The organism is Chitinophaga sp. (assembly GCF_019236475.1).
Classification (GTDB): domain Bacteria; phylum Bacteroidota; class Bacteroidia; order Chitinophagales; family Chitinophagaceae; genus Chitinophaga.
Window position 1 is genome coordinate 1,025,597 of record NZ_JAFAIX010000012.1, and the last position, 16,916, is coordinate 1,042,512.

Below are 16,916 nucleotides of genomic sequence, written 5' to 3' on the forward strand. Positions count from 1 at the left end.
GACAGACAGGTGAGTTTTGCTTATTCTTAGAACTGTAGTTTAAAGCTACCGAATACGCCGAATTGTTTGCTTTTAGGTTCGTCAGGAAGTGCGGCGGGAGCCACTCTCCATACAAAATCTACTCGCAGGAATTTGAAGATATTCTCTATACCTGTACCCACTTCCACGTATGGATTTTTCTCCAGCGTTTTAAATGGAAAGCCATTGTTGAGATTCAGTTGTTTGTTGGCATCCGAGAGAGAGCCAATCACACCTTTGGCTGTCCAGAACTGGCGCCACTTCAGCTTTTTAATTAATGGAATATATCCGAAAATACCGTTACCGATGGTATGTTCCACATTGAAGCCCGCATATTGATCGCTGAGGAATTCGAAGCGGTTCATCATATTGAAAGCATACTTATTGTAGTAGTAAATTTCGTTACCTGGATGTACTTCCAGCGAAGTATATGGCAGTGTACCGAAGATTTTTCCTCCGTACACATTATAGTACAGCGTACCGAAAGGAGGCAGCTTCACGTAGTCGGATATACTAAGCGACATTTTATTGTACGACTGGCTGCTGTTAGCGATACCAGGGACACCCAGGGCGTATTTAAATTCTACGATAGGGAATTTACTACCAAGACTATAACGATAATAGTTTCCTTCCAGGAATTCTTCTTGGAAAGCGTAGCGGAGTTTTACTTCCACTTCTGCTGAGGTGAGTGGATCGCCAGTAGTGGTTGTATTTTTATAGCTATCGAGTGTAGGCAGTGGTTCAAAAGGTCTTACTTGTTTATGCACCAGGGAAACCTGATGAGAGAAACCACTGTAATACTCTTTGAAAAACTCTACGCGTTTTTCATCTACCAATAAGAATTTCTGTGGTACATTATTTTTACGGATAGCGAGTGTGAATATGTTGTCCGAGCCCACTTCATCGTAGTAATGAGAGCCGTTGTCCAGGTCGCGGGCATAGGAGCCATATATGTACATGCGTGGATGTCTTTTCAGTAGCCATAGTGCCGACATTTTTCCTTTCCATGCATGATCTTGGAATCCATATGCCAAGTAACCGTAGAGGTAAAGATCCTTATTGAATTTAGGGGTGGTACCGAGGTCTAAACGCATACGGAAGCCTTCCAATCGGTTTTGGGAGAAGGCGTACCAGTAAGGACCCCATTCTAACAGGCCGAGTGGCTTATACCCTGTTGCCAGGAAGCGAATGGTGTTAGAGTACTTTTGGAACAGTGGCATTTTCTGGAGGCTATCCACCATTTTATAGATACCAGCTTCGTTTTTACTCAGTTCTTCTGGGCGATTATTATCCCAGAATGTATCCTTCTTGAAACGGGCGCTGTCCAGCAATGTAATATTCTCCGGGTAACGTTTATCGGAGAAGATATTGGTGGCGGATGTATCGTTTGTGACGACATCCGAGTAGGTCGTGGTTTTGCGGCCTATAAAATCGAATGTTTTACCGGGTTTCGGGCTTGGTGCCCAGAAATCGGCGATAAATTTATCCTTATATAGGAACCAGGAGCTATCTGGTAATTGTTTGAATTCTTGTACCAGGCTTACTTTGCGTACAAAGTTGAGGTTGGCTGCTGAAGGAACAGACAGCGTTGTTTTTTGTACCGCATAAGTTGTATCATGAACCCAAATATCGCCGATGAAAACGTTTTCTCCTTTACGTTTAGGCGTAAAGTTTAGTTTAATAAAACGTTGATTGTTAACATATTGAGTGTCAGATATTTTGTAGTCGTAGTAGAAGGCCCCGTTATTATTGATAGGGCTTACAAACTGTTTATCAAAAACTGGGATGAAGTTATCGTAGATATTGATGTTTTGATACATACCGCCCAGGAACTTATGCACGCTTTCATTATCGATACCGGAGGTACGGGCAGCTTTGATAATTTCTTTTGTTTTATGGGGTTTAGATTGGTAGTAGTAATCGGATAAAGATTCGGTTAGGAAGATGGGAAGAAATGGTTTGTCTTCCGAAGTACTATCGATATTTTCCAGTACGAAAGCAAATGGTTTTGTAAACCTGTTACGGGATAGTTTATCCTTGTTCAGGTTTTTCATATCCAGTTCCAGCTTATTGTAAATTTCGTACTTGTAATTATCTAGTTTCTGATAATTGTTTTCCGGTTTGTGTTTGATGATTTGCCGAAGGAGGATGAGAGCCCAATTGACGTTGGCTTTGATTTCGTATGTTTTCAGCGAAACATCGGAGCGAGTGATTTCGAAGTTGATGGTTTGTTCCTTCAGTGTTCTGTTGACGTACATTTTGGTGAGATTATATCCCATCACACGTACTTGCAGGGAATCTGCGGGGATGACGTTGAGTTCAAACAAGTATTTACCTTCTGCATTGCTAACCATTCCTGTTTGGGTATTGGTGAATTGCAGGGTAGCAAAAGGGATGATTTCTTGGGAGTGAGCATCTCTGACAACTCCACTGATTTTATACTGTTGAGCCTTTAAGCCTGAACACCAGGCGAATACGATTAAAATGATTCCTAATATTCTTTTCCAGTCTATCATATCTAACAACAATATTATAGCATTTAGCGCTAAACTTTGCATCTATGAAGATTCATTAACGGTCCTATGACAAAAAAATATATTTTGAAATATGTAAACTTTGATTAGCTTTGTAGTGCAAAGTGCTTTTTATATGACAGATCACGAACATCTCAAGACATTAACTGATATCAGGAAGATGATGGAGCGTAGTAGTCGCTTCATATCCTTGAGTGGGTTGAGTGGGATATCTGCGGGTATCAGTGCATTAGTTGGGGCGTTTATCGCGAACAGTTGGTTTCGGGAGTATTATGATCGTTGGGAGTTGCGTCATGGGTATAATGAGATGGACTTTATATCGTTGCGTAACAATCTGGTTTTGTTAGGATTTGGCGTGATGGCGGCGGCTTTGTTTTTTGGTTTTCTGTTTACCTGGCGTAAAGCGAAGCGGGACAATATTCCGGTATGGGATAGAAGTGCGAGGAGGTTGGCGGTGAATGCATTTATTCCGTTGGCAGCGGGAGGTATCTTCATCCTGGGGCTGATATATAATCATGCTGAGAAGCTGACGGCAGCATCTTGCTTGATATTTTATGGGTTGGCGTTGATTAATGCTAGCAAGTATACGGTATCGGATGTACGATATTTAGGGCTAACAGAAACAGCGTTAGGTTTATTGAATCTTTTCTTTTTGAACAAAGGGCTTTATTTTTGGGCCATTGGCTTCGGTTTTTGTCACATTCTGTATGGTGCATTGATGTGGTGGAAATATGAACGAAAAGGGAGCCTTCAAACATGAGCATGAATCCGATCGGTAACTTAAATAAGATTTTTGAAAGCCGTATACGCCTAGGAGTGATGAGTATTCTGATGGTCAATGAGGAAGTGAATTTCAATGACCTGAAACAGATGTTGGAAGTAACGGATGGAAATCTGGCTTCTCATCTCAACACCCTAGAGGAAAATGGCTATATCAAAGTGCATAAAGGATTTATTGGTCGGAAGACCAATACCACCTATGCTATCACTACTGCTGGGGAGAAAGCCTTTAAAGGGCATCTCGCAGCCCTCGAAAATATGATCAAGTTTACACGTTAATTTTTTTTGCCTTTATACTTTGAAATACAAAGTACTTTTAAAAATAAAAACACATGGAAAACACGCCATTTTTGTCAGGCTTTTATGCCAGAAATGCTGCAGCTATTAAAGGAGCATTCGTCATATTTCTGATACTCATGTTAATGATCCCTATTGTTATGGTGCGGAACTTGGTGAGGGAAAGGCGGTACACGCGCAACGAAGCTGCAGAGAAGATTGCAGCTAGTTGGGGAGGGGAGCAACAGGTATCGGGACCGGTAATTGCCATTCCGATGGACACAAAAGAGGGAGAAACCTGGGTGTGGCTGATGCCGCGTCATTTGAAAGTAAATGGCGACCTAGTACCCAGCACGTTGAAAAGAGGTATTTATAATGTCAATGTATATCAAACAAAACTGCACCTGAGCGGGGATTTTTCATTGGAAGATTTGCATTCCCTTGATCTCTCTTCTTCCGCCATTCATCTGGAGCGAGCTTTATTGGTAGTGAATATTAGCGATCTCAATGGAATTACCAGCCAGGCGCAGGTATTGTGGAACGGAAAATCCTTGTTGTTTAACCCTGGTGTGCCAGGAGTCGGTAATTCGGAGGATAAAACTCCGTCTGGCCTTCAGGTTCCGGTTTCTCTCAACCTGGAGCCTACTGGCTCCGCCACCAATTCATTTACCATGGACTTGGATCTCCGAGGAGCTTCTCATATCGGCTTCTCCCCTGTGGGTAAATCCACAGAAGTATCCCTGAGTTCCTCCTGGAATAGTCCCAGCTTTGACGATGGTATTTCGCCCTATGACAGAAAAGTTACGAATGCCGGATTCACGGCCACCTGGAAAGTACAGGATTTCAACAGGGGCTTTCCTCAATCTTGGATCGGTAATAAGTATAGTTTGAAAACTGGCACATTTGGAGTGGCGTTGATTACTCCGATAGATACCTATCAACAGAGTGACCGTGCGGTGAATTACTCTTTCCTGATCATCGGTTTAACCTTCTGTATTTACTTCTTTGTAGAGATAGCGCAGCGACGCAGCATTCACCCCATCCAATATGGATTGATCGGTATTGCACTTTGCATCTTTTATGTGTTGCTGCTGTCTATCTCTGAACAAGCCAGTTTCATGGTGGCCTATATTACTGCTAGCGTTATGACGATAGGATTGATTGGCTGCTACACCACCGCAGTACTTAACCGCAAAACCGCACTAGGCATCACTGCAGTGCTTGCGCTTTTCTACACTTTCATTTATGTAGTCATCAGTGCGGAAGATTATGCACTGCTGATGGGTAGCTTTGGACTGTTTTTTACAGTGGCGGGTATCATGTATTACAGCAGGAAAATCAATTGGAACAGAACGCCTGCTGTTCTTACCACTGCCGCGGAAAATTGACGGGCGTTTTTCTGACAGCTCTGCTGGATGCGGGGCTGTCAGAAATCCGTAAATTTGCTAGACTTACCTTCATTTTTTACCTGGAGTACAATGGCCAAAAATTATTTGCAAAAAAGGATCGCTAGTTTCGGTTATGCATTTGCCGGGATATTTGAATTTGTGAAATCGGAGCCACATGCACGCATACACGCCATTGCCACTATCCTGGTGGTGGGGGCAGGATGTTGGTTTCGGGTGGTTAAAAGCGACTGGTTGTGGTTATTATGGGCAATGGCTTTGGTGTGGATTACGGAGATGATGAATACGGTGGTAGAAAAAATGATAGATCATGTCTCACCGGAAATACATCCCCGTGTTGGTTTTATTAAGGACGTAGCTGCTGGCGCTGTATTGGTGGCGGCTATTGCTGCGGCAATTACGGGTGTCTGCATTTTTTGGCCTTATATTTTCTAGTAGTCTATTATCTCTGTTCCATTTACTTTAAAAGAGCTGTATTATGAAGCGAGTAAATGCCATTTTTAAAAAGTTAGGATTACTGATTGAAAATCCGGGTGTAATACCTGTATTATGCGTATCGGTATTGTTTAGCCTGGCACTGATTATTTTTCGTGTATACCATACCGGTAGTATGTTGCGTTTATCGCTAATTTGGAATTTGTTCCTGGCTTTTGTGCCATTTGCGATTACCAGTTGGATGGAGCGGCATCCTGTTGAAATGCAACAGCGATTGAAATGGTATAGCTGTTTTGTGGTTTGGCTACTGTTTATCCCTAATGCGCCTTATATCCTGACCGATCTATTTCACTTGTATGATGGTGGCATTTCACTATGGTTTGAATTGATTTTGATACTCTCTTTCGGCTGGAATGGCCTGATCATGGGATATCTTTCAGTACGTAGCATGGAACGCATGTGGAAGGAGAGATATACCCGCTGGCCAGCTTGGTTATTTACTTTTCCTGTGATGTTCCTATGTGGCATGGGGGTATATATCGGCAGATATCTTCGATGGAATAGTTGGGACCTTTTACAAGACCCAATTCCATTGGCAAAAGATCTGATGGTATTGGTATTACATCCCTGGGAAAACCGCAGTGCATGGGCATTTACCTTATTAATGGGAATATTTCTGAGTCTGGGTTATATGACAACGAGAAATCCAAATGTCCTGTCTGGAAATAAGTACCGTGCATAGGAAAGGTAATACCACTATGTATTTCCGCGATTTTCTGGAATGGGCTGGTTAAATCCACCTGGCATGGCCATAGGAGCGGGTTTACCTACAACCCGCTACATCATTCTTCCTTTATTTTTCGTGCTTTTTGGCTTTGCGCTTGATTTTATTCACTTCTCCCTGTAAATCAGACAAAGCCTTCATTACTTCCTCCATTGTAAGCTGGGAATCCTTGCTGGTGGCTGATCCAGGAGCTGGGCTTGCAGTTGCGCCTTCAGTTGGGCTTGCAGAATTATAGGATAAGTTATATTTTTCTGCGAACTGTACTTCTCTGAAAATAGGTTCCTGTTCCCACATAAACCAATAAGGGTGTACCCCTATTTCTTCCACCAGTTTCTTAAAAACAGGATAAGAAATTCCATTCTTTCCATTCTCAATATCAGACAGGGCTGCCTGTGACACAGATAATAGCTGTGCAAATTCCTGTTGATTTTTCTTTATTAGTTTACGGATGTAGAGTATTCGTTGTCCTTCGGTCATGGATGAAATAATATATAGATAAAGTTATAAAAAAGTTTTTGACTTTATAGGAAAAGTTATATTTTTGATATTATCTGATCAGGGAACAGTTAGTAAAAATAGAAATTATTACTATACCTCCTGCGTCATCCATTAGATTGTTACACCATGAAGTTTGATACCCTCAATAGGCTCTGTATAGAAGGGCAGGAATTTATACGTACTAGTCAGTCGCCCGATGGACTGGTGCCCAAAGGTACCTATGATTCGCTTAAACAGAGAAATAGAATAGAAGTACTGGAACGTGGCGGAAACGGACGATCTGTATTAATCGTCTATGAAACGCTGCCAGAAAATTACAAACAACTTATCCTGGAGAAATATGGGAATCCCTATGCGTATGTAGCCAAACAGCCACTGCTACAGCTTATAAAGAAGGATATGAAAGCGGAGAGTTTCTTCTTGGAATACCGTTATGATACCCATAAATGCCTCCCTCCTACTCATGTTACCAACTATACGCAGGCTGCTTCTTGGCTCAATATGCTCCTGGAAATGCGAGATAACAAACGGCACGTGAAAAAGCAGTTGGGGCTTACTATGGAAGAGTTCTGGAAAGTAGTGCTGGAGATGATCGTTGCGCATAGTATTGAGTTGCCTCATAGTTACAGGCGATTGACCGATAAACTGAAGACTTATGAGGACGCAGGCTATGCAGCGCTTATTGATTGGCGTTTTGGTAATCAGAACAGTATTAAAATAAAAGATAAACTGTCTGAAGCGGTGTTGTTTGAACTCATCGCACATCCAAACCAGCACGATGATATCGTGATTGCCACTGCGTATAACAAATGGGCCCATCAGCATAATTATCCGAGTATCAGTACCGGAACGGTGGGTAATTACCGCCGTAATAACCGGTACCAACTGCAGTTGTTCCGAGAAGGGAATGCGGCCTGGTATAATCAATATGGCCGTCAGACGAAGCGTAACCGGCCTTCTGCGCCGCTGTTGCTCGTAGGATCTGATGATAATGATATTGATCTGTATTTCCGAGATGAACAACTGAATGCGCAAGGTAAGTTGCATATACAGTACTATCACCGGTTTAAAGCAGTGATCATTAGCGACGCATTCAATGATTACCCATTAGGATATTGTTATGCTGATAGTATCAGTACAGACTTGGTTAAAATGGCTTATTTGGATGCCATGCATCATATATACACGCTCACCGGCGCCTGGTATATGCCACATCAATTGCAGACAGATAGGTGGAATTTGAAGGCCTTATTGCCCTTTTATCAAAGTATTGATGCGGAGTATTTTCCTGCTAGTGCGAAATCGCCCAGAGGGAAGTACATCGAGCGTTCCTTTGGAAAGCAATGGCATCAACATTTACGCCGGTTTCAGAACTATGCCGGCAACAATATTACTTCTGATTTCAGACTTAATCCTGATCATGTAGCGAGCGCCAAAACACAATTTCCTCATAAAGAAGAAAGTATTACTATCCTGGAATCGTTTATAGAAGGATTAAGACAAGAAACGGACCCCAAAACAGGAATGAGTAGGCAAGCAACTTGGAAGGCCGCATTCTTGGGCAGTGATATCTCTCAGGAGCGTTGTATATCAGAGGAGCAATTGTTGCGCTTATTTGGCGTTAAACATGAATATACCAATACCATTACCAACGGAGGTATACGACTGACTATTCATGGAAAACCTTATGAATACCAGATTCCGGACGAATTATATCTGCAACATGTAGGAAGAAAAGTGCAGGTGATATATGATCCACTTGATTTTTCGCGTGTATTGGTAACGGATGATCACCAATTGCGCTTTATTGCCAAAGCCTATGAAAAGCTACCGTCGGCAAGAGCTGATTACCAGCCTGGTGACAAGGAGCGACTGTTTCAACTGTTGCAACAGAAGAAAGCCCTGGTGCAGCAGATTATGGATAAGAAGAAAGATAGAGCTGCCCTGCTGGCGCAACATCAGACGGATGCTGTTGGCCTATTGCAAGCCCAGGTTATGATTAAAGAAACCAAGCAGGCAGCGGAAACGCTTGCATTACATACCCCTGTTTTGCCCCCAGCGGATTTTGACCCACTTGATCTAATGTAGTCTCACTAAATAATCAATTTAAATATGAAACTTAAAAAGATTGCACCACAACCGTGGGCGATGGCGGAAACTATTGCCTTTAATACACTGATCGCCTATTTCCAGGATGCGCAGACCTATGGAAATGTTTTTGCCATCACCGGTAATGCTGGCTGCGGAAAAACATTTGCCGCCAAATGGTTTGCCAACGAAAATAAAACCGTTTATCACCTGGAATGTGCGGAGTATTGGAACCGGAAAGCCTTCCTGGAGAAACTATTGCAGGCAATTGGGGTACAGCAGCCCGGCAATAATGTTGCGGAAATGATGGATACCACCGTCCATGCCCTGTTTCAGCAGGAAAGCCCATTGCTCATTATCGATGAAGCGGATAAGTTAAGTGACCAGGTATTGTACTTTTTTATATCCTTCTATAATCTACTGAAGGGGCACTGTGGGATCATTCTGATGGCCACGCCGCATCTAGCACAACGGATAGAACGAGGACGCCGACTCAACAGGAAAGGATATGCGGAAATATTTTCCAGGATAGGCCGGCGGTTTATTCCACTGAGTGCTGTCAGCAAAAAAGAGCTTGCTGCGATATGTGCTGCCAACAGTATATCCGATGAAGAAACCATCACTGCTGTGTATCATGATTGCGAAGGAGATCTACGACGCTTAGAAAGAGAAATTCACAAGAGAAGAAGAAAAAATTTGTCACCCCAAAACAATAAATAATGCGTAGAAAAATTATTTTTCCTTGTACCCAATATCCTCACCTTGCGAATGAATTAATGACAGGTATTTGTCACGCACTTCAGTTGCGTAAGGAAGTGTTAATTTTGGGTAGAAATTCCAAAGAAGTTGCCTGTGCAAGACAGGTTATTTGTCATCTGTTTTGCTCTTTTTCTGATCTTTCTTTTTCCCAGATAGGAGCGCTTATTGGGCGTAGTAGGCCGGCCGTTCATTACAATAATTCGGAAGCCATCAAACACCTGCAAACAAAGGATGAATTATTTGTTAATTATTGGCTGAAATCTATTCGCAGTATCATGAAAAGTATCGACGAATTACCGGTAGAAATGTTCGAAAATAAGCAGTATATTCGTCGTAAATAAAGTGAAACATGAAATGCTTTTGAATTGTAGCTGTTAATCCGTCATAACTATATTCTGACTACAAACTGTTAATCCTTTTTCCTTAACCAATAACCGGAATACCCTATTAACTCCTGAATGAATTTCAGTAGCTATACCTGGCGAGTTACAGCAGCGGGAATGGTAGGTGCTGGTCAATAACAAGTAAACATGAAGAACGTGAATTATCAAAATGAAGGTCTGTTATTGTATATTCCTACTCTTAGTCCGGAAAGCATGCATATGGGTCTGATGCAGGGCATCATTCAAACAGTGAGATACAGCCTTACTCATCCTGACGAAGTTCCTGATCAGGTGAAGCAGGCAAATATTTACCTGTTGGATTTACTATCCAGTATGCTTCCGGAAGAACAGCAAATGGAACAGCTTTACAAATGCTGAGATTACCTCCGTCAACATCTTAATGCTCCCCGTAAGGGGAGCATTTTTTATTTTTGTTATGTGAAAGGAGTACAGACATTATTCTCGCAATTATTAACAACGGCATCTGAAGATGCGACCCGCCGTACACCCGGTAGAAACCGTGAATTGATTGCCCGTAGGGATGAACGATTAGTGCATCGGCATTATTACTACCTGCGTATCAGTAAAAAAAGATATGACGAAATCATTCAACTGCTCTCCGAAGAATTTGATTTGTCTGGATCTACTATTATAGAAAGATTGCAACTGGAAAATAATTTCCAGTTGCTCAAACAATTGACTACCCAACAACCATCTCTCAACGATCTTCGTAAACGTTATCCCTGGATGGTCTGGAAATAACTACTATGGCTAGTGAACAATCGGCTCAGGTACAGGCGTCTTAATCCCCTTTTTCCCTGTAACGGTATCCCTGATCGAGAGTTCGTATCTCACTACAGTTATACAATACTTGTTATTTCTCGCTTCGGTATTACTACTCCTCCTATGTAATCCGGATGATACTCCATCCCTGCTTCCTTGCAAACACTGATGTACCTGCTGTTGTAATTCATAATACTGCGCTGCGGTGCTAACTTCGGGGTCAATGCCTATGCGTACTTGCAGGAATCCCTGTCCCAGTTGATTGTTGTCTGGCAAATCCTCCCAGGTAAACTCCTTCAAATCGATGAGCACACAGGGCAATGTTATTTTAGGACCTGTAGCAGGGTCAAATTGTTCCAGTTGTCCGAAATCCTGTGCTACCGTGGTTTGCACCGGAACGACCTGTTTGATCCGATTGATCATATTAGCGGTAAAATCTCCAAATACACTACTCATATTTATTGCTGTTAGGTTTTAAAAAAGATGTCTCTGCAAATTTGATGTATCGCGGGGTTTAATAAAATTCATTCTGTTATGATGCCTCACTAAGTGGAGTATGATACTATTTCAAATGAAGTATGGTCAAAACCCCATTTGGCAAGGCATTGAGAAGCATGCATCTTTGTGATGTATTAACGGTAGAACATTGTACACATAAGAAGTTGAACAGATCAGTTGTACATATAAGCCGTGAACCCCGCCCGGATCTTTCCCCATCCTGTAAGATGGGGAGCCGGTATCGGGAATCGTTGACCCAGAAGCACCACAGATGAAAAAATTTATCGATGAAGCCAAAGAAAGAATTGCCTCCCCTACCCCGGGATTTTTCAGGAAGATAAAAATTGCCGGTAAAGTACTGATGGCCGGATCAGGAGCTATTCTGGCTCCAGCAGTGGCAGATGTACATATGCCGGGTGTATTGATGGAAATCGCTAAAGGTCTTTTCATTGCCGGATCAGTGATGGTAGCGGTAGCTGCTGTAGCTGTTGAAGGTGAATAATAAATCCCTGCCTGTGAAAAACGCAGCATTGTTTGTTAGCTCCATTTTAATTGTACTGTTATTATTCAGATCCTGCATGCAGCAGGCGCGTATCAGCCTATTGGAGAGTAGTATAACGGAGACGCCTATATTGAAACATTATGAGGATAAATCAGGTTTGCAACATACGGTAACCCCTGTAAAACCTGTATTGCCTGGCACTGCAACAATTAAAAACGTTATTAGTAAAACACCTATTCCGGAAAAGCAGGTACTGCATGTTACTGCTGCCAGCACGATTACAAGAGATACCATTTTTATCAAAGAACAAGTGAAACCAGCGGATACACTTCAGTTTGACTATGAGGATAAATGGATCAGTATTCACGGAAAATGGAACGACTCTCTAATGCTCTCCTACGCCATGCGCGATAGCATTTGGTTTGTTAACTACTGGAAAAAGAAAGGGTTGTTTCGCAAAGAGGAATTTATGGATGGTTTCAGTGCTAATCCCCATACCAGTATCAGCGGCCTTTCAGCCATCAGTACCGGATCACGGAAACAAGCGCCTATGCGGATTTCTATAGGTCCTTCATTAGGCTATCACTATGCTGGCGGTAAATTTTCATGGAGCGTAGGTGTGGGCATACAATACAACATTATAAGATTTTAAATTAACTCATGACACTCTCAGAAAAAGTATTGGCAGTAGCCCTTAGTCAGGAAGGTGTTGCAGAGCATCCTAAAGGAAGTAACAGCGGACCAGAAGTAAATCAATACCTGAAAAGTGTAGGTCTTGGTCCTGGTGCCTCTTGGTGTATGGCGTTTGTTTACTGGTGTACAGAGCAAGCCTGCAAAGCGATCGGCGTAAAAAATGGGCTGGTAAAAACAGGAGGCGTATTGCTGCAATGGCGTACCACCAGTTTAAAGAAAGTAACCAGTTATGGCGCCGTAAAACCCGGATCCATTTTTATCATGGATTATGGTAATGGTTTCGGACATACAGGGTTTGTGATTAAGGTAGAGAAAGACACGATTCACACGGTAGAAGGAAACACCAATAATGACGGTAGCAGAGAAGGATATGAAGTAGCCGTTAGACGGCGTAAACTGGCCACCATAAAAGGTTTTATCCTGCTTGATTAAGATAGTTTTCATATCAATTATTATATATCCATTTTACAAATAATGAGAAATGGCAAGACCTAAAGTAAATATCTCAACAACCAATGGAAATCTGGGCGGATTAGCTCCCAGTGTAGACGGCGTTGCCGGTCTTATCGTGGCTGTGGCCCAAGCGCCAGTAGCTGGTTACAATACCCCTGTACTTATCAGAAGTAAAAAGCAGGCAGCAGATGCATTGTCGCAGCCAGCGAACGTACAGGCACTACAGGCCATCCAGGAAGGTTTTTTTGCGGAAGCACCGGAAGGTTCTAAACTCTATTGCCTGTTTGTTCCCCAGACATCCAAGCTAGAAGACATGGCAGCTCCTGCAATCGCTGAAAAGCTCCTCAATTTCGCAGGTGGTACTATCAGCTTGCTGGCCCTGGCAAAATTCCCTGCCACAGGTTATACACCAGTAGTAACAGAGGGGTTAGATCAAGATGTGGTGAAAGCTGCATCTGCACTGCAAACCCTTGCACAGAGCTGGTTTGATCTCCGTAAACCTTTCCGTGCATTTGTACAGGGTTATGGCTTTACGAAAGCATCAGAACTGAAAGATTTTTCTGCAGAGAAAAAAGACAATGTTGGTATCGTTCTCGGTACTGTGAATGACAACAGTGTAACAGCAGTATTGTTAGCGCTGGGGCGTGCAGCGAAAGTGCCTGTAATGCGCAACATTGGAAGAGTGAAATCCGGCAGCCTTGCTATCGCTGATAGCGCTGTGGTAAAATTGGGCAGCAACAACGCGGATGCTATGGAGAATGCAGACCTGGAATCCATCTGGGAAAAGCGTTTCATCGCTTTCGAGAGAAATGAAGCAGCACCGGGCTATCTGTTCAATGACGATAACATGCTGGGTACTCCAACAAGCGACTACTCCAGCCTGCGCAACGGCAGAACAATCGACAAAGCCGTGCGTATCGCTTATGAGGTGTACTACAACGAATTGAAAGATGATGTAGAAGTAGACAAAAACGGACGTTTGAGCGTGGCTATTGAAGCTGCACTGGAACTGCGCATTGAGGAAGCTATTGGTCGGAGAATGAATGGTGAGATTAGTCGTAATGCAGATGGAAGTCCCGCTGTTGAGGCGATGGTAAACCCTGATCCAGAGCAATTTGCAGGTATGTATAGTGCTGCTGGTATTGATAGCCCTAATCTCAATATCCTCTCTTCTAACCATGTATACATCTTCGTACGTATCAGACCTAAAGGCTGTGTAAAATACATCGACGTATATCTCGGATATACCACTGTTTAATTCTCATTCTATCACAACAAAATTTAAAACAATATGCCAGTATTTGATTCCAGAGAGTTTGAATGGGCAGACGTAAAAGTGGTGTTATTCGGTCGTGAGATCTCCGGATTACGCGGACTTACCTTCAAGAAATCCTATGAAAAAGAGGTGATCTATGGCGCAGGTAATACTCCACAAGCCGTTCAGCGTGGTAATAAGAAGTATGATGGTACGCTGACTATTTTGAAAAGCGAATTTGATATGCTCAATGAAGCTGCTGTAGTAGCTGGATTCGATGATATCGTAGACGTTCCAGCCCATCTGATCAGCATTACCTGTACTTATTCCAATGACAGCAAGATTCAAGTGAATCAACTCCTCAACGTTGAGTTTACCGACTATGAAGACGGTATGAAGCAGGGAGAAAAATTCAAAGAAGTGGCCCTCCCCTTCATCTGCATGAATATCAAAAAATCCTAACTAGGTATTAATCTCTTTAAAAAATAAACTATGTCAAAACAACTGATCGGACAGGCTACAGCAGAACAAATTGAAGCCTGGAAAAATGAACACGGAAAAGTTTATTCCTACAAAGTGGAAGGTAAGGTGTGCTATCTGCGTACCGTGACCCGCGATATCTACAGTCTTGCTGCTACTAAAGTATCCTCTAGCCCTGCCAAATTCAATGAAACCATTATCAATGGTATCTGGCTGGGTGGCGATGAAAGCATCCGTAAGGAAGACCGCTACTACTTTGGTTTGAGCGACTTTGTTGAAGATTTGATGAATAAGAAAAAGGGTGAACTGGGGGAGTGCTAGCAAAAGCCGACGGAGACTTTAGTAGCAACTTTGTTCTCTACATCGACCTCCAGTTGCGGTATTTTCTGGGCATAGACCCATCATCTTTAGATGACGATATGTGGGCACAATACTGGGCTATGCTCGAGAATATCCGCAAAAATGAAGCAAAACAAAGAATCTTCTGATGGCATTAGTCAGAAGATTCTTTCAAAACAAAAGATATGAGTGCAATTTCCGTTGAGTTACAACAACTCACCAGGTTGGCAGTTGTTATTTCGCCGACGCTCTCCACGCTATCCCAATTTAGTAATCAAGGCAGTGGCGGAAGAGCCGTCGAAGGGCTTAGCAGTCTTGCTATAAGCGCAGAAAGAGTTTCGGCGACTTTAAAGTCTTTGAGTCTGAGCATGGGGAACTGTCCATGTCCGGAACCATGTCCGTGCCCATGTGGCGGAGGAGATGACACATTGAAGAAAGCGGCAGGAGCGGCACCGGATGCGAGTGATTTCACCGGAAAAGTAACCGGCTTACTCGGCCAATGGGCTTCTAAAGTGTGGGAGGCAACAAAAACCAAGCAACAGCAGGAAATCACCATGAAAATGGCCTTTGGTAAAGCGGAAGGTAGTGGCATGTTGGAGGAGTTGCAGAAAATGCAGACCCTCACCCCACTTCCTATAGATGCGCTGATGCCTGGGGCGGTAGCATTGAAGAATGTCGGAATGGCTACCAAGGAAATCATCCCGATGTTGTACATGCTGGGAGATGTCAGTGGTGGTAATAACGAGAAGTTCAAATCGCTCACAGATACATTCGTTAAAATACAAGAAAGCGGCAAACTCACCTCAGATACTTTGGGTGTGCTGAAAGCCGCAGGATTGGACCCATTAGATATCATCTCCAAACAATCAGGCATATCGGTTACTACCCTGAAAAAAAGACTGGATGAAGGCCGTATTTCAGTAGATATGGTACGCGGTGCATTCCAGGTAGCGACTGCAGAGGGAGGCCATTTTAATGGCCTTTTGGATGAGCAGGCGAATACGATTGATGGAAAATGGAACATTGTCACCGGCAAGCTGCAAAACATGATGAGTTCACTTGGAGGTGTAGTTGGGCCAGTGGCGGGTGTATTCCTTGATTTTATCAATGGGTTGGTGGATGGTGAAACAGGTGTGTGGATGATGACGACGGCAGTTACCAGTCTTGCATTGGCCATGAATATTGGTGGCATAGGCGCTGGGATTATGGCCGTAGGCATGAGTATAGGCGCTGGTGTAACGGCTGTTTGGCGAGGTGCTATGGCTGCGCTCAACTTAGTGATGAATATGAATCCAATCGCCAGAATTATATGGCTTGTTATGTTACTAGGTGGTGCATTTATTACAGCGTATCAGAAATTGGAAGGGTTCAGGGCATTTATCGATGGTATCGGTGGTAGCTTGAAGAACTTTGGTAAGATGGTAAAGGATTATCTCATCGATTCCTTCATGATAGCAGTAGATGCAGTGAAAGGAGCTGTGAAAGTACTTGGGCTCATCTTCAAGGGGGACTGGAAAGGCGCCATGAACGCTGCTGGGGAAACTGCAGATAAAGTGCAGGCTGGATTTAACAAGCGACTGGTGGATTCCCATCAAAATGCGAATGCAACAGTTGAAGCCTTTAATAAAGCGGAAAAGGCCAGCAGAGAGAATTTCAAGCGAGAACAAGAACTGGCTAAAATCCAAAAGGACGCGCAACGAAATGGCGGAACGCAGGTTTCACCAACCGTATACGGCACCTTGAAAACTGATTTACCGGAGCAACCTAAGAATCGTGCTGAGAACATCAATAACAATGGTCCCAGAAGCATTGTAATCAATATCGGAAAACAGATCGAAAAACTGGAAGTACATGCACTCAGCGCTAAAGAAGGCGTAGAAGAAATGGGCAACCTGGTGAGGGAAGAAATGCGCAGAGTATTACTGAGTCTGAATGCGATGCCTGTCAATTAA

The 16,916-nt window shown here is 43.1% G+C and carries 20 protein-coding genes; 17 read left to right on the forward strand and 3 right to left on the reverse strand.

Translation table 11 applies throughout. The annotated features are described in order from the left end of the window. Positions 1 to 26: 26 nt before the first annotated feature. On the reverse strand, positions 27 to 2,534 hold the full coding sequence (locus tag JO154_RS20435) for a DUF5686 family protein (protein WP_291948991.1): 2,508 nt from the start codon (positions 2,532 to 2,534) through the stop codon (positions 27 to 29). Between the two features lie 133 nt (positions 2,535 to 2,667). Between JO154_RS20435 and JO154_RS20440 the strand changes: the two genes are divergently transcribed. From JO154_RS20440 to JO154_RS20460, 5 genes are all read left to right on the forward strand, one after another. After that, positions 2,668 to 3,312: a hypothetical protein gene (locus tag JO154_RS20440; RefSeq protein ID WP_291948992.1), complete on the forward strand. Its 645-nt coding sequence runs from the start codon at positions 2,668 to 2,670 to the stop codon at positions 3,310 to 3,312. After that, on the forward strand, positions 3,309 to 3,611 hold the full coding sequence (locus JO154_RS20445) for a transcriptional regulator (protein WP_291948994.1): 303 nt from the start codon (positions 3,309 to 3,311) through the stop codon (positions 3,609 to 3,611). The genes JO154_RS20440 and JO154_RS20445 overlap by 4 nt, the downstream gene beginning before the upstream one ends. Positions 3,612 to 3,664: 53 nt before the next feature. Further along, complete coding sequence (gene creD, locus JO154_RS20450; protein ID WP_291948996.1) at positions 3,665 to 4,996, forward strand: cell envelope integrity protein CreD; 1,332 nt, start codon at positions 3,665 to 3,667, stop codon at positions 4,994 to 4,996. 90 nt (positions 4,997 to 5,086) lie between these two features. After that, entirely contained in the window at positions 5,087 to 5,449 is a 363-nt protein-coding gene (locus JO154_RS20455; RefSeq protein ID WP_291948998.1) for a diacylglycerol kinase family protein, read from the forward strand. 43 nt (positions 5,450 to 5,492) lie between these two features. After that, positions 5,493 to 6,191, forward strand: coding sequence for a DUF1361 domain-containing protein (locus tag JO154_RS20460; RefSeq protein ID WP_291949000.1), 699 nt, complete (start codon positions 5,493 to 5,495; stop codon positions 6,189 to 6,191). 111 nt (positions 6,192 to 6,302) lie between these two features. On the opposite strand, the gene JO154_RS20465 is transcribed toward JO154_RS20460, so the two are convergent. Continuing rightward, a complete protein-coding gene (locus JO154_RS20465) occupies positions 6,303 to 6,710 on the reverse strand; it encodes a helix-turn-helix transcriptional regulator (RefSeq protein ID WP_291949001.1) in 408 nt (135 codons plus the stop codon). A 147-nt stretch (positions 6,711 to 6,857) separates the two neighbouring features. Here JO154_RS20465 and JO154_RS20470 point away from each other — a divergent pair, with 147 nt between their 5' ends. The 5 genes from JO154_RS20470 (at position 6,858) to JO154_RS20490 (ending at position 10,723) form a co-directional block, all read left to right on the forward strand. Then, on the forward strand, positions 6,858 to 8,819 hold the full coding sequence (locus JO154_RS20470; protein ID WP_291949003.1) for a Mu transposase C-terminal domain-containing protein: 1,962 nt from the start codon (positions 6,858 to 6,860) through the stop codon (positions 8,817 to 8,819). 24 nt (positions 8,820 to 8,843) lie between these two features. Continuing rightward, a complete protein-coding gene (locus tag JO154_RS20475) occupies positions 8,844 to 9,539 on the forward strand; it encodes an ATP-binding protein (RefSeq protein ID WP_291949006.1) in 696 nt (231 codons plus the stop codon). Then, positions 9,539 to 9,919: a hypothetical protein gene (locus tag JO154_RS20480; RefSeq protein WP_291949008.1), complete on the forward strand. Its 381-nt coding sequence runs from the start codon at positions 9,539 to 9,541 to the stop codon at positions 9,917 to 9,919. Before JO154_RS20475 ends, JO154_RS20480 begins: the two co-directional genes overlap by 1 nt. 189 nt (positions 9,920 to 10,108) lie before the next feature. Beyond that, on the forward strand, positions 10,109 to 10,339 hold the full coding sequence (locus JO154_RS20485) for a hypothetical protein (protein ID WP_291949010.1): 231 nt from the start codon (positions 10,109 to 10,111) through the stop codon (positions 10,337 to 10,339). Between the two features lie 60 nt (positions 10,340 to 10,399). Further along, on the forward strand, positions 10,400 to 10,723 hold the full coding sequence (locus tag JO154_RS20490) for a hypothetical protein (RefSeq protein ID WP_291949012.1): 324 nt from the start codon (positions 10,400 to 10,402) through the stop codon (positions 10,721 to 10,723). Between the two features lie 9 nt (positions 10,724 to 10,732). Here the strand turns inward: JO154_RS20490 and JO154_RS20495 are convergent, their stop codons facing one another. Continuing rightward, the gene (locus JO154_RS20495) at positions 10,733 to 11,200 is read right to left on the reverse strand and encodes a hypothetical protein (protein WP_291949014.1); all 468 of its coding nucleotides are present in this window, start codon (positions 11,198 to 11,200) and stop codon (positions 10,733 to 10,735) included. Between the two features lie 313 nt (positions 11,201 to 11,513). Here JO154_RS20495 and JO154_RS20500 point away from each other — a divergent pair, with 313 nt between their 5' ends. The 7 genes from JO154_RS20500 (at position 11,514) to JO154_RS20530 (ending at position 16,916) form a co-directional block, all read left to right on the forward strand. After that, complete coding sequence (locus JO154_RS20500; RefSeq protein WP_291949015.1) at positions 11,514 to 11,744, forward strand: hypothetical protein; 231 nt, start codon at positions 11,514 to 11,516, stop codon at positions 11,742 to 11,744. Positions 11,745 to 11,757: 13 nt separating this feature from the next. Then, the gene (locus tag JO154_RS20505; RefSeq protein WP_291949017.1) at positions 11,758 to 12,396 is read left to right on the forward strand and encodes a hypothetical protein; all 639 of its coding nucleotides are present in this window, start codon (positions 11,758 to 11,760) and stop codon (positions 12,394 to 12,396) included. 8 nt (positions 12,397 to 12,404) lie between these two features. Beyond that, positions 12,405 to 12,869, forward strand: a complete 465-nt coding sequence (locus JO154_RS20510; RefSeq protein WP_291949019.1) for a CHAP domain-containing protein — start codon at positions 12,405 to 12,407, stop codon at positions 12,867 to 12,869. Positions 12,870 to 12,918: 49 nt separating this feature from the next. Continuing rightward, a complete protein-coding gene (locus JO154_RS20515; RefSeq protein ID WP_291949021.1) occupies positions 12,919 to 14,148 on the forward strand; it encodes a DUF2586 family protein in 1,230 nt (409 codons plus the stop codon). Positions 14,149 to 14,181: 33 nt separating this feature from the next. Next, on the forward strand, positions 14,182 to 14,607 hold the full coding sequence (locus tag JO154_RS20520) for a hypothetical protein (RefSeq protein ID WP_291949023.1): 426 nt from the start codon (positions 14,182 to 14,184) through the stop codon (positions 14,605 to 14,607). Between the two features lie 30 nt (positions 14,608 to 14,637). After that, a complete protein-coding gene (locus tag JO154_RS20525) occupies positions 14,638 to 14,946 on the forward strand; it encodes a hypothetical protein (RefSeq protein ID WP_291949024.1) in 309 nt (102 codons plus the stop codon). Between the two features lie 203 nt (positions 14,947 to 15,149). Then, a complete protein-coding gene (locus tag JO154_RS20530) occupies positions 15,150 to 16,916 on the forward strand; it encodes a tape measure protein (RefSeq protein ID WP_291949025.1) in 1,767 nt (588 codons plus the stop codon).